An 18897-nucleotide genomic window follows, 5' to 3' on the forward strand; every position below is an offset into this window, starting at 1 on the left:
CGTCTCGGTCGCCGCGGCGACGTTCACGTCGCCGGCGGCCGCCAGCGTCGCATTGCCCTTGTCCAGGCTGATCGCGCTGCCGATCACGTTCAGATCCTTGCCTGCCACGATCGCCACGCTGTTCCCTCCGGTCAGCGTCGAACCGGTCAACTGCTGATCCGAAGAGTGATACGTCTCCGCATAACTGCGGTTCCCTTCGCTGCCGGCACTGTTGCTGTTCACGATCGACGTCGCGCTCGCCGCGCCCAGCGTTACGTTGCCGCCCGCCACGACCGTGCCACCACCGCCAAGCTCGATCTGCGCGCCTTTGGCCGTCAGGTCGCCGCCGACTGCAATCGCCGATGCACCGCCGACCTTGACGGAACTGCCGACCGCCCGGTTGATTTCCGTATCCGACACCCCGTTCGCGCGCTCGACGATCTTGTGCTCGCCGGTCTGCTGCGCGCCGAGCATCCAGTCGCCGCCAACCTGCATCCCCAGGTTTCCGCCCACGGTCAGCGCGCCCGCATTCTGCTGGACGTTGCCGCCTGTCACGATTGTCGCGTCGCCGGCGACATCGATGCTCGCCACGGGCCCGAGTGTCGTCGTGACGCGGGTCGCGCCGTCGGCGTTGACCTGCCTGCGCGTCTGCGTCGCAGTGTCGAGGATCAGGTCGCCGCCCGCCTGCAACCGCAGGCTGCCAGCGTTCACGCTCGCCGACGTCAAATCGACGTCCCCCTTCGTCGCGAGCGTCATCTGGCCGCCGCTTCGCAGTGTGCCGAAGCGGTTGTCGAGGCGTTGTCCGTCGATCGACAGGCTGTTCGATGCGCTGATCGTGCCGCTGTTGGAGAACGACTGCACGTTCTTCAGGTCGATGTCACCGGCCGCGATCAGCGGGCCGTTGCCCGTGTTCGACTGATCGGCCTGTGCCAGATAGACGACCGGCACGAGCACGGACTGGCCGTCGACGATGCGCGACTCCATCAGGATCACGTTGCTTTTCAGCCGCGCCACCTGCTCTGCCGACAGCCCCATTCCCAACGGCAGATCGAGCGTTTTGGCGAGCGTCGCGCCGGCACCCAGCAGCGCCTCGTACATCGACTGCACGTCCGTGTACGGCCCCGGCACCGCCTTGCCGGTCAACGACGTCATCTGATTGCGAACGAGCCATTGCTCGTAGAAGCCGTCGCCGAGCCGCTTTTCCGTCTGGCCCGGATTCAGTCCGAGTTGCCGCAGGTAGTAGTCGCTCGAGATGAACGAGCGCATGCGGGTGAACGCCGGATTCGTCTCGATCAGGTAGTGGGCATTCGGCGCGGGATTCGGACGGAACAAGCCGCCCTGCGGAATCGTCAGGTTCGTCAGTACATCGGCGGCCGTCGTGCTCGCGCTCACCCGGTTGCTGCCGCCGAACGGCGGCAGCGTCGCGTTGCCCGCCGGGTTGTCGATCCTCACGTCAGTGCCGCCCAGCGAACCGTTCGCCACGAAGCTCGATTCGTAGCTCGGCAACGCGTAGTGACGAGCGTCGGACGGGGCGTTGCATCCGGGCGCATCGCAGAACGAATAGCTCCAGAATTTGGAACCGTCGTAATTGCGATACCAGTATCGTCCGGTGTATGTCACCTGAATTTGCTGCGCCGCTTGCCCCTTCCAGCTGTCCTGGTCGAGCAAGCCGGGCATCGCAATGTCGCCGGCCGCAGCCACCCTGCTCCAGTAATTCTGGAACGTGCCGACCGACGAGGCGTCCAGATTCCCGCCCGCCACGATCTGCGCCGCCGGGCTGATCCTCGTGACCAGGTTCGCCAGCAGCGTCCCCGTATAGGTCGTGTACTGGTACGTGCTGTTGTATTCGCCGCCGTGCGGCGGCTCGACGTACACCCCGCCGATGCTGTCCGGGTCCTTCACCCCGACCTGGCCCGTGCGGCCGCCCAGGCTGATGCCCAGGCGTTCGAGCAGCGCCGGATCGACCTGCGTCGTCCATGCAGTCCGCATCTCGCGCCGCGTGTTCGTCACGCGATCCGCTCGCAGCGTCATGTCGCCGTCCGACTGGATCAGCCCCGACTGGTTCAGGATGCGCGCGGCGTTCCGGTAGTTTCCGTTCGTGTCCTTGCCACCGGCCAGCACCACGCTGCCAAGGCCATAAATCGCCGTCAGCGCAGAGGTATCGGCCGCCGTCGTGTCGTCGCGGTTCTGAATGTCATTGGCGAGCAGTTCGAGCGTGCCCGACGCATCCGACGCACCGATCAACGCGGCCGGACCGACGTTCGCCAGCGTCGACGCAGCCGACAACGACACGCTGCCGCCCACCATCGTGCCCGTGTTCGTCAGCGTGTTCGACTGCGTTCGCAGCCAGCCGCCCGCCGCCACCGCGCCGCGGTTGACGATGTCGCCCGCGTCGATGCTCAGGTCGTTCACGCTCGCCAGGCCGCCGGTATTGCTGAACGTGCCTGGCAGGCTGAGCGCCAGGTTGCGGCCCGCGTCGAACCGGTAGGCCGGCGTGTTCGTGAAATCGCCTTGCAGTTTCAACGTCAGATCGTTCGCGGCGCGGTACGTGCCGCCGCCGAGCAGCGTGCTGGCGCTCACCGCGAGATCGCGCGTCGCGCTGATCTGACCTCCCGCATTGGACACCGCGCCCGTCGCTGAAATGCCGACGTCGCCGCCTGCACCGGCCATGCTGCCGATCTGGCCACCGTCGTTGCTCAGGTTGCCCGTTCGAATCCGCACGTTCGCGCCGCTCAGCGTCCCGCCTTGCGTGTTGGCGAGCGAGCCGGAATCGACCGTGACGTCACCGTTTCCGCCGATCACGCCACCTTGCGCGCCGGTCGCGGTCGTGCCATTCGCGTTCGTCAGTTGGCCGATCGTCGACAGCGACAAGCCATCCCCACTGAGCGACACGATCCGGCCGGCCGTGTTGTCGAGCGACGTGCCCGATGCCGACAACGCGCCGCCACTCTGGATCGTGCCCTCGCGGTTGGCGATGTCGCCCGCATTCAGCGCCAGCGCACCGTCCGTGACCAGCGTACCGCGCTGGTTCGCGAACTGTCCGGACGTGTCGATCGCCAATGGTCCGCCCGCGGAGATCTGCCCCCCCTGATTCGACAGGCTGCCCGCGCGGATCGTCGTGCCGGCCTGGCTCGACAGCATGCCTTGGTCGTTGCGCAGCGCGCCCGACGCATACGCGTCGATTGCGCGTTGCGCGCTTGTCGTCGCGTTCGTGAGATTGAGATCGCCCGCTTGCGCGCGCAGCGAAACGTTTGCGTTCGCGGCCGTTCTCGAACCGGACAGATCCACGCCGCTGCCCGTCAGCGTGACGTTGCCGCCCGCGACGTTCTGGCCGGTCGCCGTCAATTGGTTTGCGGCCGTCACGCTCAGGCTGCCGCCATTGCCGACCGCACCGTCCGAATTCACGCCGGCGCCCAGCGAGCCGGTCGACGACACGTCGCCGCCCGAGACGTTCAGGTCCTGCTGTGCGGCCAGCGTTCCGCCATTCGACAATGTGCCCGAGGTCGTTACCGATACGTTATGCTGACCATAGGTCACGCCACTGTTCCGAATTCCGTCCCCTGCGGAAATCGACAGGTTGCCCGTCGCATTCGTCCTTCCCGTCAGCACGAGCAGACCGTTCGACTGCAGCGTCAGGTCGCCAGCTTGTGCCGCCAGCACGCCGGCGTTGCTCACGCCGACGCCACTTTCCGTGCCGACCAGATGGATGCTGTCCGCATACATCCCGCCGAGCTGGCTCACGTCGATCGACACGCCGGGCGCGGCCCCGTCGCCCCGGATCGCCGTCGCGTCAAGCGTGTCGTGAGCGACCCGATTCGCGCCGGTAACGACGTTCAGGTTCTTCGCGTAGATCGCGGCATTGACTCGCACGGCACGGGCCAGCAAGTCCACTTGATCGACGTTCGACGCGTTCAGGCCCGCCCCTTGCACCGTGATGAGGCCGCGGTCGACATGGAAACCGGCAAGCGAACCGTCCGCGCCGTAACGGGGCTGACCCGTGGTCAGCGTCGCGCGACTGGTATTGATGAAGCCGCCGCCATCGACGTGAATCCCCGCACTGTTGGCCAGCACGACCTCGGCGCGATTGCCCGCCACTTCGACGTAACCGCGCAATTGCGACGGCGCATTGCTGTTGACCTGGTTGACGATGATCCGCGCCGACTGGCCCGGCCCGAAATTCGGGTTGCCGTTGATCATGCCCGCTTGCTGCGTCCGGACCATCGTCGGCGAGTTGTTCAGGATCGAGCCGGCCTGCTGTACGTCGAACTGGTTGTACGTATTGACCGACACGCCCGCACCGGACGGCTTCGCGATATTGACCTGCGGCAGCCCGTTCGGCGTCTGGATCACGTGCGTCGGCGTGCCCGGCGTCGGCACGATCTGCGCGGGCGCGATGGCGGGCATCGCAGCCAGCACGGCGGCAGCCACGACGGCCACCGTGCCGCGCGACACACCGCGCCGGCTCGCCCGTGTTTCACCGTTGGCCGACTTGCCCGAAGCGGAAGCCGTTTCCTCCACGGCGACCGCCATCCCTCGAAGTCCGGAATACACGAGACGGTAGGTCTCTTTGTTCATCGTTCTGGAAGTGGCAATTTCTAGACCGATGAACCATAGCCGACAACATCGAAAGGATAACGATATAAATATGATGGTGTTTCGCAAACAATACGAAACCACCAAAATCAGACTGGTCTGATTGACGATCCTTTTATGTCGCGCAGAGACGTGAAAGCGAACACGAGGCCGGATGCCTCGTGTTCAGCACAGTGCGACGTCGTCCCTGCGCTTCAGCGCCGCCGCTCACAGAAACCAGCGATACTCCCGCGCGTTGATCTCGTTCATGAAATCGAGCTGCTCCTGCCGCTTGTTTTCGCAGTAAACCATCACGAACTCGCTGCCCATCCCCTCGCGCACGGCCGGATGATCCTGCATCGCGGTGACGGCCGACAACATGTCCTTCGGAAAATCGATGCCGCTGCCGCGATCGTCGTTGAGCGGCGCGATCGGCTCGATGCCCGCGTCGAGCCCATATTCCATCCCGGACAGAATCGCCGCCAGCACGAGATACGGATTCGCATCCGCACTCGCGAGGCGATGCTCGATCCGCAGGTTCCGTGCATCCGATTCGGGAATGCGGATGCACGCGTCGCGATCCTCGAAGCCCCAGCTCGCGCGGCTGGCCGCATTCACCATCGAGCCGTAGCGCCGGAACGCGTTGTGATTCGGCGCGAACACAGGCATGCAATGCGGCAACAGCGCGAGACAGCCCGCGACCGCATGGCGCAGCGGACGCTGGCCGTCCGCCGCGAGCAGGTTGCGCCCCGCCTCGTCGTACAGGCTCACGTGCACGTGCATGCCGCTGCCCGGTGCATGCAGGTACGGCTTGCCCATGAAGCTCGCGCGATAGCCGTGCTTGAGCGCGACGCCGCGCGTGCTGCGGCAGAACAGCGCCGACCAGTCCGCGGCACGCAGGCCGTCATCGGTATGGCCGAAGTTGATCTCGAACTGCCCCGGCCCCAGCTCGGCGGTGATGACCGTCGCGTCGATGTCCTGCTCGCGCGCGGTCTCCACCATGTCGTGCAAGACGTCGGCAAAGCGCGACAGGCGCTCGATATGCATGTTCGGCTGGTCGTCCCGATCGTCGCAGAGGCGGTCGCGCGGGAATTGCGGCAGGCCGTCGGCGAGGCGCGCGGCAAACAGGTAGAACTCCAGCTCGAACGCGACGACCGGCCGGATGCCGCGCCGCACGAGCCGCTCGAGCACCCGCGCCAACACCTCGCGCGGCTCGAACACGATCGGCGCGTCGGTACCGTCCGAGCTGATCAGCATCTGCGCGAGCGGCTGGCTCTCCCAGCGCACCGGCTTGAGCGTGCCGGGGATCAGCCGGCGCGTCGCGTCCGGGTCGCCGTCGTTGAAGCAATAGTCGCCGATCTTGTACAGCCCGCCCTGCGTGCCCAGCAGCACGCAGTTCTGCGGCAGCTTGAGCAGCGCGCCGGACGCGACCTTCTCGAGCGCGTCGATCGGATAACGCTTGCCATAGAAGTGGCCGGGCAGATCCAGGCAGATCAGGTCGACGTAGCGGATCTCGGGGTGAGCATCACGAAATGCACGCACTTCAACGACCAGGTCAGAAGCAACGGAAGCCATGTCCTCATCCTTCTCATACGAAAGTGACGATGCCGCGTGAAAAGCCGCGGCGAACCGGATTCGATCGGCCGGCGCGCACATCTGATGCACGCCAGTCGATCTGTACTACAAAATATTTTCGTTGGCCGGCGCGATGCCGGACACCGTTTACCCGCCAGGAACGCGCGTCAGGTGAACACCCAGATCACCCGCGTCGGTTTGTCGGTCAGGTTCGCATAGCGGAAGCGCGCATGCGCGGGCAACTGGAAGCCGTCGTTGGGACCGAGCGTGATCGGCTCCTCGTCGCCGTTCAGCCAGATCGTCAGCTCGCCTTCGAGCACGAAGCCGCCCTGCTCGTCGCTGTCGTCCACCGGCCGCTCGCCGCTGCTCGCGCCCGGCGCGAGATGGCTTTCGAGGATCGAGAAGCGTGCGCGCATGTTCGGCGACACGAGGACGTCGGTGATCCCCGCCGCGTAATACACGGTGCGGCGTTCGGCCGGGCGCGTGACCCACGGCACCGAGCGCGGCTTGCTGAGGCTGTAGAAATAGGTGGTCGGCGTGCCGAGCGCCTCGCCGATCGCGGTCAGGTCGGCGACGGTCGGCCGCGACAGCCCCCGCTCGACCTGCGACAGGAAGCCGACCGAGCGGCCGATCCTGTCGGCCAGCTCGCGCAACGTAACTTTCCTGTGCTTGCGCAGATCGCGGATCAGGATCGCCAGACTCTCTATTTCTTCCTGCTCGTTCATTGTCTATTCCTTGCTCAAACCTCAAACCGTGTCGCGCAAACGGTACCAGGCCTTGCCGATCGCCTCCAGCGGCGCCGCCAGCCGCTCGCCGCCCGGAAAGCGCCGGTTGCGGATGCGCTGGTACAGCGCGAGCAGCCGATCGTCGCCGAGGATCGCGTCGGCGACGGCGCGCGCGCCCGCGAGCGTCGGCAGCACGCCGTGGCCCGAAAAGCCCTGCAGCCAGTAGCGCTGCCCGCGGCGGCCGATATCGGGCGTGCGGCGCATGCTGATGTCGAGATGGCCGCCCCATGCGAAGTCCAGCTTCACGCCGCGCAACTGCGGAAAGGCCCGCTCGAGCGGCGGCCGCGTTGCCGCCGCGATGTCCGCTGGAATGCCGCCGAGATACGTGCAGCCGCCGCCGAACAGCAGCCGGTGATCGGGGCTCAGGCGGAAGTAGTCGGGCACGAACTGGTTGTCGATCACGCAGCTGTCTTGCGGCAGCAGCGAGCGCGCCAATGCGGGATCGAGCGGCGCGGTCGCGACCTGATAGGTGCCGACCGGCAGCATGCGGCACGCCAGATCGGGCTCGAGACGATCGACGTACGCATTGCAGGCGAGCACCAGCACGTCCGCGCGCACCTCGCCTTGCGTGGTGCGCGCCACGTAGCCGCCGGATGTCTCGCGGTAGTCGAGCACGCGGCTTTGCTCGAAGATGTGCCCGCCGTTGCGCTCGATCGCCTGCGCGACGCCGAGCGCCAGCTTCAGCGGATTCAGGTGCCCGGCTTCAGGATCGTGGAGTGCGGCGAGATAGCGCGCGCTGCCGATCCATTCGGACATCTCGTCGCGAGGAATCACGCGCAGCGCGTCGTAGCCCCAGCGCTGCGCGGCTTCGTCGCGGGCCTCATGCAGCAGCGCGACGCGGCGCGGCCGCACCGCCGCCCACAGGCTGCCCGCGCGGTAGTCGATGTCAAAGCCGTGCCGCCCCGGCAGCGCGCGGATCTCGCCGGCCGCCCAGCGCATGCTGTCCCACAGCTCGCGCGCGCCCTCGCGGCCGAGCGCAGCCTCGATCGGCGGCATGTCGCACGACCAGCCGAGCAGCGCCTGGCCGCCGTTGCGGCCGGATGCGGCCCACGCGACCCGGCTCGCTTCGAGCACGACGACGCGCTTGCCGGACAGCGCCAGGCGCAATGCGGTATGCAGGCCGCTGAAGCCCGCGCCCACCACGAGGACATCGGCGTCGATGCGCTCGTCCAGCGCGGGGCGCAACGGGATCGGCGCCGGATGCGTACCGGCGTAGTAGCTCGCGACGTGGTGGGCCGACTGAACGAACATGCGCGCTCCGATGAAAATTCGGCGGTGAACTTTCATGAAAAATTAGCACGCCAATTTCACGGTCGCAAGCGGATCGAGGGGACGCAGGATGGCGCGAAGCTCAGGGGAGCGAACTCATTGCCGCTATCGCCTTGCCCGGCCTCGCTCACGCCGCCCCTTTCAGGGTTTTCCTCATATTCCGGATCGGCGGATCGAACCACGACGCTCGCGCCGCAGCCGCACTGCCAGACTTCGAACACGCTCACTGGCGCAAAGCCAGTCGCGTCGCGGCGATACGCTGACGCTTCGCATCTTCGAGCAATGCCTTGAGCTTTCTCGCAGCGGATGAATCCCCGTTCGGGTGGAGCGTCGCAAGATCGGCCATGACAAGCATGGCCTGACGCATATCGTCGTAGTAGCGCAATTGCGCGTCGCGGAATGGCTGACGCGGAGAACCCGCCGGCAGAGGCGCATGGCTCACCGTTTCGTGAAGCGCGTTCCATTCCGGCCATACCGTCGTATGGATCTGTGCGGCGACCTCCGCCTGCCTCGACGGTATCCGGACCATTGCCGCGATCGTCTTCAGATCGGCGACGGCTTTCTGCTCAAGGGGGACCGTCTTCTCCTCCATCACGGCAAAGGCCAGCTCCTTTTGCCCGTCGGGGCTGGACGTCGCGCGCACCGCCTGCCAGCCGAGCCCGGCAAACACGAATGCGGCGAGCGAGCATGCGAGCGCACCTGTTCGACGCGGGTCCGGACGCGGTTCGCTGCGGTCAGCCGGTCGCGCCAGGATCCAGCCCATCGCAAACCCGGCGATCAGCCCGCCAAAGTGGGCAGCGTTGTCGACGCCGGGATGCGTGAGGCCATTGACCAGACTGTAGATAATGATCGAGGCCACCGTCCTGAAGCGTTTGGCGTGGAGGGTGCGCGGCATCGTGGACCAGAAGCGAACCACATAAGCGAGCAACGCGCCAAGCACACCGAAGATGGCCCCCGATGCGCCCGCACTGTTGAGTCCGTAGTGCAGGCACAGGCCCGTGAGACTGGCGGCCAGTCCCGCAAACAGGTAAAGCGCCGCAAAGCGCGCGTTGCCGTACAGGCGCTCGACGATGATGCCCACATACCCGAGCAGCAGCATGTTCAGGACGATGTGTGCGAAGCCGAGATGAACGAACATCGACGTCAACAGCCGCCACGGCTCGCCGTTCACCGTGTCCGGGCCGAAGTTCGAGCCGAACGCGATGGCCGAGTGGAGGCTGATCTTCGGGAAACCACCGCCGGTCCTGACCATGATCGCGTAGACGAGCACGTTCAACGCAATGATCGCCCACGTCACCCAGACGCGCGGCGTCAGCGTTTCCACGCCGTCGAGAAAATTCTCGAGCGCCGCCGCCTCGGCCGCAAATGCCGGCGTGACCGTATTGGGCAGCCTCGACGCGATCTCGCGGGCCTCGCGCCGGCTTCGCGCACGCAGGACGACCGTCCGGAGCCGCCCGTCTTCGCTGGCGGCTTCGAAGCCGACCAGCCGCTCATTGACGACGACATTGAAAATGTCAGGTGGAGCGAGCTGCAGCTTCGTTTCGATGCGTGGACCGAACAGCCTCGGAGCCGATGCGTCGATGCGCACCCGAGCGTCGGTGAACTCGATCGCGCCAATGGCCTTGAACGCGCGCGCACGATATTCGCCGCCCCTTCGCTCGGTGCCCGAGCCGTATGCAATGTCATAGCGATCAGGCATCGCGGGGGCACGACTCAGTCCGGCAGTATTGGCGTTTTCAGGCTCCCGCGATGAATCGACACCGTTCATAATCCGCCCCCGTGATCATGGCGTGAACTACATCAAAGCGACACGAGACCCAAGAGAAATCATCAACAAAGAAATTCGCATCGCCGGATGAGATGCCATGTTTTCCGAAAATGTCGCCCTGCGCATGAGGGCACTTTTTGTATAAATCCCCCGACTACGAAAGGTTACACGCCGTCGATAACGCCGACAATGGTGTATAAGCCGATGCGGCTTATACACTTGAATCCCGGAAGCGCCCTGTCCGTCATTTCGGCGGCAATCGGATCCCGGCATCGAGACGGATGCATTCGCCGTTGACATAGCCGTTTTCGACGATGAACTGCGCCAGATGCGCCACCTCGTCGGGGCGGCCGAGACGTTGGGGGTAGAGCGGGCTTTCGGAAAGCGCACGGACGGCGTCTTTCGGTAACCCGTCGAACATCGGTGTATGGATCAGCCCTGGAACAATGGTGTTCACCCGGATTGCATACCGCGACAGATCGCGTGCAATCGGCAGCGTCATCGACACGACGCCGCCCTTCGACGCGCTGTAGGCCGCCTGACCGATCTGGCCTTCATAGGCTGCAATCGACGCCGTGTTGATGATCACGCCACGGTCGCCGCTTGCAGCGTCAGGTTCATTCCTGACCATCTCCACCGCAGCCAGGCGCAGCACGTTGAATGTTCCCACCAGATTGACGCTGATGACCTTCTGGAAGTCGGCGAGCGGGAACGGGCCGTCCTTGCCGATCGTCTTGATCGCGTTGGCGATGCCGGCGAAGTTGCAGCACACGTGGATCGCGCCGAAGTTCGCGATCACCCGTTCGATGCCCGCCTGAACCGACGCTTCGTCGACGACGTTGATCCTCGCATACATCGCATGCGGGCCGAGTTCGCTTGCGATCGCCTCGCCGCGCGCATCGTCGATGTCCAGCACGGCAACCCTGGCGCCCAGTGCCGCAAATCGGCGAACCGTCGCTTCCCCAAGACCGGACGCGCCGCCGGACACGACAACAACTTTATCGGTGATATTCATGGATGGGTTTCTTCAAAAATGGCCTGCCGCTCCCGCCGGACAATGCCCGCCGGGAATGAAATTCGATGACGCCGCCGCTAACGTACGGACCGGCTCTCGTCTTCCCAAAAGCGCTCGCGCAGCTTGTACTTGAGGAGTTTTCCGGCACCTGAAAGCGGCAGCTCGCCACGGAATTCGACGCTGCGAGGACATTTGTAGCCTGCAATGAGATCCTTGCAATGCGCCTTGACCTCGTCCTCGGTCGCGTGAGCGCCTGGCTTCAGCACGATGACGGCATGGACGCTCTCACCCCACTTTTCGTCAGGAATACCAATCACAGCGCACATGGCAACTGCCGGATGTTTGGCAAGCGCGTTCTCCACCTCGACCGAATAGACGTTCTCGCCACCGGTGACGATCATGTCCTTGATGCGGTCGACAATGAAGACGAATCCGTCCTCGTCCATGTAACCGCCGTCGCCGGTATGCATCCACCCGTCGCGAATCGCCGCGGCCGTTTCGGCGGGCTTGTTCCAATAGCCCTTCATGACCCCCGCGCCGCGCGCCACCACCTCTCCGGCGCTGCCGCGCGGCACCTCCCTGCCCTCCACGTCGACGATGCGAACCTCCGCATAGAACGTTGCGCGGCCGGCCGCGCGCAGCTTGCCCATCTTGCAGCCTTCCGGCGTGTGGAAAAACGGCGGCAGCACCGCGGCAACGGGCGACAGTTCCGTCATGCCGTAGAGCTGCATGAACGCTACGCCGGGAAGCGCAGAGAACGCACGACCCAGCACCGCCTCGCTGATCGGGGAAGCGCCGTATTGAATCAGCCGGAGACTGCTGGTGTCGTGAGCCTTCACGGACGGGTGATCGACCAGCATCTGGATCATGGTCGGCACCAGCAGCGTGTCGGTGACGCGCTCCCGGGCGATGACTTCAAGCGCTTCCGCGGGGGTGAACGCGGGCAGGAAGGCATGCGTGCCACCACGCAACAAGATCGCCAGCATGAGCGTCACATCAGCCACATGAAACATCGGTGCCGCGTGCAGGCCGACGCAGTGGTCGGCGATGGCGCCCTCGGCGAGCATGTTGAGCGCATTGCTGAACAGGCTGGCATGGCTCAGCATCACGCCCTTCGGGATGCCGGTTGTCCCGCCGGTGTACAGGATGCCCGCGAGGTCGTCCCCCGAGCGCATGGCGTCAGGGACCGGCTCGGCCGCAGCGAGGATGCCCTCGCACGGCAGCATGCCTGCCGGTGTCTCGCCTTCGCCGGCGTGGATCACGGTGCGCAGCGCCTTTGACTTGCTGCGCAACTCGGACACCATCGGCACGAACGTGTCGTCGACCAGCAGAATCGCGGTGTCGCAATCATCGAGCGAATAGGCGATTTCAGTCGGGCTCCAGCGGATGTTGATCGGATTGACCACACCGCCTCCCCAGAAGACCGCGAGGTAGTACTCCAGGTAGCGGTCGGAATTCAGCGAGAGCATGGCGACCCGGTCGCCGGCATGCATGCCCTGCGCCTGAAGCGCGGCGGCCAGCTTCGCCACGCGCTGGCCAAGTTCGCCAAAGGTCCGGCGACGCCCCCGGAAGGTCGTCGCGACGGCATGGGGATGGTGTTGCAACGCGCGATGCAGCCCAAGTGTCAGATGCATGAGGAATCCTGACTGAGTATCGAGGTTAAAGGATCGGGAAGACGGCTCAAGCGCGTTCGAAGATGGCCGCGATACCCTGCCCGCCGCCGATGCACAGCGTGACCAGCGCGTACCGGCCACCCGTTCGGTGCAATTCGGCGATCGCCTTCGTGGCAATGATCGCCCCGGTAGCGCCGACGGGGTGGCCCAGCGAGATTCCCGAGCCGTTCGGATTGACCTTGGCCGGGTCCAGATCCAGTTCCCGGATCACCGCACAGGCCTGGGCGGCAAACGCTTCGTTGGCTTCGATGACATCCATGTCCTGCGTCCTGAGGCCGGTGCGCTCCAGCACCTTGCGCGTGGCCGGAACGGGACCGATACCCATATAGGCAGGCTCCACCCCGGCGTGGGCGTAACCCACCAGCCGCGCGAGGGGCTTGAGGCCCAGCGCCTTGACCCGCTCGCCGGTGGCCAGCACGACGGCGCCCGCGCCATCGTTGATGCCCGACGCATTACCGGCGGTGACGAGGCCGTCCCTCTTGAAGACGGGCTTCATGCCGGCAAGCGTTTCCACCGTGGCGTCGGCACGCACGTGTTCGTCCGTATCGAACAGCACGGTGCCTTTGCGGGTCCTGATTTCGACAGGGACGATCTGCTCCTTGAAACGGCCTTGCGTAATGGCCAGCGCGGCGCGGCGCTGGCTTTCGGCGGCAAGCGCATCCTGCGCGTCGCGCGAAATGCCATAGCGCGCGGCGACGTTCTCCGCCGTGATGCCCATATGCATTTTTTCCCACGGGTCATGCAGGATGCCGACCATATAGTCGATCAACTCGGCGTTGCCCATGCGTGCGCCATAGCGCGCGGCGGTGTCGAAGTACGGGCCGCGGCTCATCGACTCCGCCCCCCCGCCCACGGCGATATCGCAATCCCCGTGGCCGATGGCCTGCGCCGCCGACACGATCGCCTGCAGGCCCGAACCGCACAGGCGATTCACGTTGAAGGCCGGCGTTTCGATCGGGCAGCCTGCGTCGATGGCCGCGACGCGGCTGAGGTACGCGTCGTTCGGTTCCGTGGGGATGACGTTGCCCATCACGACATGGCCGATCGCATCGGGGGCCACACCGCTGCGCTCGATGGCTGCGCGCACGGCGGTAGTGGCGAGCCGGGTGTTGGGAACATCCTTGAGGGCGCCGCCAAACGTGCCGATGGCGGTGCGGGCGGTGCCGACAACATAAATGTCGTGCCGAATCATGGTTTCTCTCCGGAAGTCAGAATGGATGGATCAGTGGCCGGCAAAGCGGGCATCCTGGCGGGCGTAGAAGGCGTCCACGCCGGCTCTGAAATCTCGTGTGGCCGCGCATGCCTCGAAGGCCGCGGCTTCGGCGCGCAGCTGGTCCGGCAGGCTGCGGTCGAAAGACTCGCGCATCAGACGCCGCATCGCGCCATAGGCCAGGGTCGGGCCGCACGCCAGACGTTGCGCCAGCGCATGGGTTTCGGCGTCGAGGCGTTCCGCGGGCACGACCCGGTTGATCAGCCCGAGCCGCTCGGCGTCGACCGGGCCGAACGTTTCCCCCAGCATGGCGATTTCGAGCGCGCGCCGCAGCCCGACCAGACGAGGCAGCATCCACGAAGTGCCCGAGTCGCAGCTTGCGCCCAGGTTGATGAAGGCCGAGTTGAGGCGCGTGCCTTCCGCCACCCACACGAAATCGGCGTGCAGCATCAGGCTCAGGCCGGCGCCGGCCGCCACGCCGTGCACCTGGGCGATCACGGGCGCGTTCATGGTGGTCAGAATCGAGATCGCCTCATGAAACGGCGTGATCAGATCGATCGCGCCTTGCACGGGGTCGGCCCGCAATGTCGCCAGATCGCCGCCGGCCATGAATGCGTTGCCGGCTCCACGCAGCACCACCGCACGCACGGTCGCGTCGGACGCCAGATCCCTGGCGGCGGCCAATAGCGCACGGGCCATGCGTACGTCCAGCGCATTGAGCGCAGCCGGGCGGTTGAAGGTGAGCGTGGCCACCGCAGCGTCGCGCCGCAATTGCAGCACGGAGGGTTGCGACGTATCGGTCGAAGGACGAGCAGTCATAGTCATGGCCGTATCAGGAAGTCCATAAGCGACGGGGGGTTCACCGCCTTGATGGAACCAGGCCCCCACCGGCCATGATCCCGTTCCACCGCCAAACGCAAGTCACGCCATCCAGGTGCAACAACCGCATGGCAGCCGCTGTGGCGGCCTTTGTTACTTTTAAGTAACATAGTTACGTTTCGGTCAGATTATAGAATCCGAGCAATACTCAACTATCAGTGCTTTCCCGGGGCGCTTCTCATGTCCAACCACGCATCGGTACCCAAGGCGCGACAGCCCGCCACGAACGACTCGCCATGGACGCCCGCCGCCGAGCGCGAACAGCAGCGCGAAGCCAAGCGAAATGCAGTCCTGTCGACCGCCGCCCGACTCTTCAACGAGCGGGGGTTCCATGCCACGTCGCTCGACGACATTGCGGCCGAGCTCCATGTGACCAAGCCGACGCTGTACTACTACGTCAAGAACAAGGACGACATCCTGCTGCAGTGCGTGCGCAAGGGTCTGGAGATGATCCTGGAGGGCATCGAGCAATCGCGCAGTGCGGGTGGCAAGGCGGTCGACCAGCTTGTGGCCTCGATGCACGTGTATGCGCGCATCGTCACCATGGATTTCGGCATGTGCCTGATCCGCGTGGGTGACGAACAGTTGCCGCCCGACAGCCGCAAGGAGCTGCGGCGGCTCAAATCGTTGATCGACCAGCAGTTCCGCCGTCTCGTGGCGGAGGGCGTGGAAGAAGGCTCGCTGGCGCCCTGCGATCCCAGGATGGCTGCCTTCGTGATTGGCGGGGCGCTAAGCTGGATCGGGCGCTGGTACCAGCCCGGCGGCGAGTACGTTCCCGATCAGGTGGCCGACCAGTGCATTGCGACGCTGTGCGGCGGGCTGCTGCGGCGCCCGGGTGCGACCGCCCAATCCGCACCCGCGGCCGCGAAAGGCGGTGCCAAAGCCGCCGCGCGCAAGCGGACGGCGAGTTGACGCGCGCCGAGGCGGCAGCGCTGTTGCATTTTCGATGTCACGCCGTCGCCGGCCCGCTCGCGAGCCAGCGAACGAACCACGCGGCGGCGATCCGCGCGACGGCATCGAGCGCGCCCGGCTCCTCGAACAGATGGGTCGCGCCCGGGACGATTTCGATCGCCGTGTCGCACGTCAGGCGCGCAGCCGCCAGCCGGTTCAGATGCAGCACCTGTTCGTCCCGCGCACCGACGATCAGCAGCGTCGGCGCGACCACGTGCTCGAGCGCATCGCCGGCCAGGTCGGGACGGCCGCCGCGCGACACGATCGCGCGCACGGCGGGTTCATGCGCGGCCGCGACGAGGGCCGCCGCCGCGCCGGTGCTCGCGCCGAACAGGCCGAGCGGCAGCGCCCGGCACGCCGGCTGAGCGCCTACCCAGGCGATCGCGGCTGACAGCCGGCGCGCAAGCAGGCCGATGTCGAAGCGGTAGACGCCCGTGCTGTCGTCGGCACGCTCCTCGTCGCGGTCGAGCAGATCGAACAGGAGCGTCGCGAGTCCCGCGCTCACCAGCGTCGCGGCGACCGCGCGGTTGCGCGGACTGAAGCGGCTGCTGCCGCTGCCGTGCGCGAACACGACGATGCCGCACGCGTCCTGCGGCATCGTCAGCGCACCGTCGAGCCGGGTATTGTCGATCGGGATCGCAATCTCGCTCACCTGCATGCCGAACCTCGCTTGCCCCGCCCCGGACGAAACGACCGTCAACCGGCCGAACACCTCGCGCGCGCGTCGTGCCGCACTGGGGGAATCGCATCGATACCTATCACGCTATGTCTCGTGAAGCGGGGCGCGATTGATCCAGGTCAGTCGCGCGCCGCCGCGGCACCGCATCAGGCGCGGCGGCCGGCGGCGGATAACGGTCGGAATCCCAGGGCATCGCCGCGAGGTGAAGCGCACGAGCGTCAATAGAGCAGATACGCGGCCCGTTCGCGCACGAACGCCGCGCTTTGCGCGTCGGCGACGCGCTCGATCGCGTCGAGCGGACGCCCCGCTCCGAGCATGTCCGCAATCGCCCGCGAACCGACCGACGCGCGGATCGCATCGATACGGAAACGGTCCGGATAGCGCCGATGCAGCGCGAGCGCGAGCGCGAATCCCACGGCGCCCGGCTGCATGGCGCCCGGCAACCGGACGATCCGCACGCCTTCGCACAGCGCGCCGCGGTAGGTGCCCTCGGCCGGCACGAACCGGGTCGGCGCGAATTCCGCGTTCACGTGCATCGCGCGGAGATCGTCCGCGAGCGCCCGGCCGTCGATCCACGGCGCGCCGACCACGCCGAACGGCGTTGCGGTGCCGCGTCCCACACTGACATCCGCGCCCTCGATCATGCCGACGTCCGGATACAGCGACAGCGCGACGGTATCGCGCAGATTCGGTGACGGCGGCACCCAGCCAAGCCCGGTATCGTCGAATCGCATCGCACGCCGGTAGTGTTCCATCGGCACGACGACGAGTTCGGCACCGATCCGCAGGCGGTCGTTGAACAGTCTCGCCAGTTCGCCGGCCGTCATCCCGTGCATCAGCGGCAGCGGGGAGTAGTTCGTGAACGATCCGCCATCGGCATCGGAGACCGGTCCGCCGACCTGGTCGGCGCCGAGCGGATTCGGCCGGTCGAGCACCACGACCGGAACATGCGCGGCGGCCGCCGCCTCGAGCGTGTAGCCGAGCGTCGCGAGGTAGGTGAAGAAGCGCACGCCGGCGTCCTGCAGGTCGAATACGAGCACGTCCACGTCCGACAGGTCGGCCGGCGCCATCCGCCGCCGCGCGCCGTAGAGGCTGCGGACCGCCACGCCCGTGCGCGCATCGACCGTATCGCCGTACGTCGTGTCGAGATCGGTGCCAAGCCCGTGCTCCGGCGCGAAGATCGCCGTGACACGCGCCCCCGGCGCCTGCGCCAGCAGGTCGATCGTGCGCCGTCCCGCGCGATCGAAGCCGCTGTGGTTCGTGACGATGCCGATACGCTTGCCGGCAACCGCCGCGAATCCGCTCGCCGCAAGCACGTCGATGCCGGCCAGCACCGGGCCTGCCGACGTCGGCAGGCGCGCCGCCCGGGCGACGGCCGGCGCCATTGCAGGCACGCGCGCGGCGAGCTGCTCGCCCGACACCGGCGGCGCGCCGCTCGACACGCTGCCGAGCACCTGGGCGCGCAGCGGCTGCGCGTCGCCCGTCGCATCCGGATACAGGCGGCTCGTCAGCACGATGACGAAGCGGCGGGTAACGAGATCGATCCACAGTCCGGTTCCGGTATAGCCGAGATGGGCGAGCGTGCCCGCGGCCGGCAGCCGGTAGCGGTTTTCGACGAGCGGCGGCTGCAGCGCCCAGCCGGCCGTGCGCGCGTCCCCGTCGGCGTCGAGCGTCGCCGGCGCCTCCAGCATGGCGACGCTCGCGGGCCGCAGGATGCGCCGGCCGGCGAGCTCGCCGTCATGAAGCAGCATGCGTGCGAAGCGTGCGAGATCGTCGGCGGTGGAGAACAGGCCCGCGTTGCCCGACACGCCGCCCATCGCCGCGGCGATCGGATCGTTCACGCGCGCGAGCGCAACGGGCTGCTCCCGCGCGCGCGTCGGCGCAATGCGCGGAATGGCGCGGACACCGGGCCGGAATTGCGTATCGCGCATGCGCAGCGGCGCAAAGACGTGCGCGGCACACCATGCGTCGAGCGGTTCGCCGCTCACACGCGCGACGATTTCGCCGAGCACCACGTAGTTGATGTCGCTGTAGATCACGCGTACGCCCGGCGATGCGACCGGCGGCATGGCGGCGACGTCGGCGAGGACCGACGCGCGCGTGCGCAACGCCCGCGCCGACGAGACGCCTGCAGGCAGGCCCGACGTGTGCGCCAGCAGCTCGCGGACCGTGATGCCGTCCTTGCCGTGCGCGCCAAAGGCCGGCCAGTAGCGCGCGGCCGGCGCATCCAGTGCGAGCCTGCCCCGCTCGGCGAGCTGCATGATCGCCGTCGCGGTCGCGACGGCCTTCGTCAGCGAAGCGAGATCGAAGATCGTGTCGGCCGTCATCGATTCCGGCGCGGGCGCAGTCGCGCGCAGGCCTTCGGCGATCCGGTAGCGGACGCCCTGCGCATCGCCGACCAGCACGACCGCGCCGGCAAGATGACGATCCGCGATTTCGGCTGTGACGGCGGCGGTGATTCCGGCCACCGCCTGCGCGCCCGGATCGCGGATATCGTCGGCACCGGGCGCGGCGCACGGCACGAACGGCAAAAGCAACAGGC

12 protein-coding genes are annotated in these 18897 nt (G+C 66.7%); 1 reads left to right on the top strand and 11 read right to left on the bottom strand.

Features of this window, described 5'->3' with window-relative positions:
* The 9 genes from LIG30_RS21310 to LIG30_RS21350 form a co-directional block, all read right to left on the bottom strand.
* Window positions 1-4554: two-partner secretion domain-containing protein (locus LIG30_RS21310; RefSeq protein WP_038715266.1), on the bottom strand; the 4554-nt coding region annotated here is incomplete at its 3' end.
* 225 nt (window positions 4555-4779) lie between these two features.
* Window positions 4780-6126 (bottom strand): glutamine synthetase family protein, encoded by a 1347-nt coding sequence (locus LIG30_RS21315; protein WP_038715267.1) that lies wholly within the window; start codon window positions 6124-6126, stop codon window positions 4780-4782.
* Between the two features lie 167 nt (window positions 6127-6293).
* Window positions 6294-6851 carry a helix-turn-helix domain-containing protein gene (locus LIG30_RS21320; RefSeq protein ID WP_038715223.1) on the bottom strand — a complete coding sequence of 186 codons (558 nt, stop codon included), beginning with the start codon at window positions 6849-6851 and terminating at the stop codon, window positions 6294-6296.
* A 21-nt stretch (window positions 6852-6872) separates the two neighbouring features.
* The gene (locus LIG30_RS21325; RefSeq protein WP_038715224.1) at window positions 6873-8162 is read right to left on the bottom strand and encodes an NAD(P)/FAD-dependent oxidoreductase; all 1290 of its coding nucleotides are present in this window, start codon (window positions 8160-8162) and stop codon (window positions 6873-6875) included.
* A gap of 241 nt (window positions 8163-8403) precedes the next feature.
* A complete protein-coding gene (locus LIG30_RS21330) occupies window positions 8404-9879 on the bottom strand; it encodes a rhomboid family intramembrane serine protease (protein ID WP_051995114.1) in 1476 nt (491 codons plus the stop codon).
* A 313-nt stretch (window positions 9880-10192) separates the two neighbouring features.
* The gene (locus LIG30_RS21335) at window positions 10193-10963 is read right to left on the bottom strand and encodes an SDR family NAD(P)-dependent oxidoreductase (RefSeq protein WP_038715226.1); all 771 of its coding nucleotides are present in this window, start codon (window positions 10961-10963) and stop codon (window positions 10193-10195) included.
* A gap of 77 nt (window positions 10964-11040) precedes the next feature.
* Complete coding sequence (locus LIG30_RS21340) at window positions 11041-12597, bottom strand: long-chain-fatty-acid--CoA ligase (RefSeq protein ID WP_038715228.1); 1557 nt, start codon at window positions 12595-12597, stop codon at window positions 11041-11043.
* Between the two features lie 46 nt (window positions 12598-12643).
* A complete protein-coding gene (locus LIG30_RS21345) occupies window positions 12644-13828 on the bottom strand; it encodes an acetyl-CoA C-acyltransferase family protein (RefSeq protein WP_038715230.1) in 1185 nt (394 codons plus the stop codon).
* Window positions 13829-13858: 30 nt separating this feature from the next.
* Window positions 13859-14665, bottom strand: coding sequence for an enoyl-CoA hydratase/isomerase family protein (locus LIG30_RS21350; protein WP_038715232.1), 807 nt, complete (start codon window positions 14663-14665; stop codon window positions 13859-13861).
* Between the two features lie 240 nt (window positions 14666-14905).
* Here LIG30_RS21350 and LIG30_RS21355 point away from each other — a divergent pair, with 240 nt between their 5' ends.
* Window positions 14906-15637: a TetR/AcrR family transcriptional regulator gene (locus LIG30_RS21355; protein ID WP_038715234.1), complete on the top strand. Its 732-nt coding sequence runs from the start codon at window positions 14906-14908 to the stop codon at window positions 15635-15637.
* 37 nt (window positions 15638-15674) lie between these two features.
* On the opposite strand, the gene LIG30_RS21360 is transcribed toward LIG30_RS21355, so the two are convergent.
* Window positions 15675-16334, bottom strand: a complete 660-nt coding sequence (locus LIG30_RS21360; RefSeq protein WP_038715237.1) for a dienelactone hydrolase family protein — start codon at window positions 16332-16334, stop codon at window positions 15675-15677.
* A gap of 239 nt (window positions 16335-16573) precedes the next feature.
* Window positions 16574-18892, bottom strand: coding sequence for an exo-beta-N-acetylmuramidase NamZ domain-containing protein (locus tag LIG30_RS21365; protein ID WP_442856878.1), 2319 nt, complete (start codon window positions 18890-18892; stop codon window positions 16574-16576).
* Window positions 18893-18897: the final 5 nt, after the last annotated feature.

It is taken from the genome of Burkholderia sp. lig30 (assembly GCF_000687455.2).
Classification (GTDB): Bacteria; Pseudomonadota; Gammaproteobacteria; order Burkholderiales; family Burkholderiaceae; genus Burkholderia.

Excerpts from the sequence above, each read along its gene's own strand:
- LIG30_RS21360 (WP_038715237.1), bottom strand. The coding sequence starts at position 16,334 with ATGCAGGTGAGCGAGATTGCGATCCCGATCGACAATACCCGGCTCGAC.
- LIG30_RS21340 (WP_038715228.1), bottom strand. The coding sequence starts at position 12,597 with ATGCATCTGACACTTGGGCTGCATCGCGCGTTGCAACACCATCCCCAT.
- LIG30_RS21315 (WP_038715267.1), bottom strand. The coding sequence starts at position 6,126 with ATGGCTTCCGTTGCTTCTGACCTGGTCGTTGAAGTGCGTGCATTTCGT.
- LIG30_RS21345 (WP_038715230.1), bottom strand. The coding sequence starts at position 13,828 with ATGATTCGGCACGACATTTATGTTGTCGGCACCGCCCGCACCGCCATC.
- LIG30_RS21325 (WP_038715224.1), bottom strand. The coding sequence starts at position 8,162 with ATGTTCGTTCAGTCGGCCCACCACGTCGCGAGCTACTACGCCGGTACG.
- LIG30_RS21335 (WP_038715226.1), bottom strand. The coding sequence starts at position 10,963 with ATGAATATCACCGATAAAGTTGTTGTCGTGTCCGGCGGCGCGTCCGGT.
- LIG30_RS21350 (WP_038715232.1), bottom strand. The coding sequence starts at position 14,665 with ATGACTGCTCGTCCTTCGACCGATACGTCGCAACCCTCCGTGCTGCAA.
- LIG30_RS21355 (WP_038715234.1), top strand. The coding sequence starts at position 14,906 with ATGTCCAACCACGCATCGGTACCCAAGGCGCGACAGCCCGCCACGAAC.
- LIG30_RS21330 (WP_051995114.1), bottom strand. The coding sequence starts at position 9,879 with ATGCCTGATCGCTATGACATTGCATACGGCTCGGGCACCGAGCGAAGG.
- LIG30_RS21320 (WP_038715223.1), bottom strand. The coding sequence starts at position 6,851 with ATGAACGAGCAGGAAGAAATAGAGAGTCTGGCGATCCTGATCCGCGAT.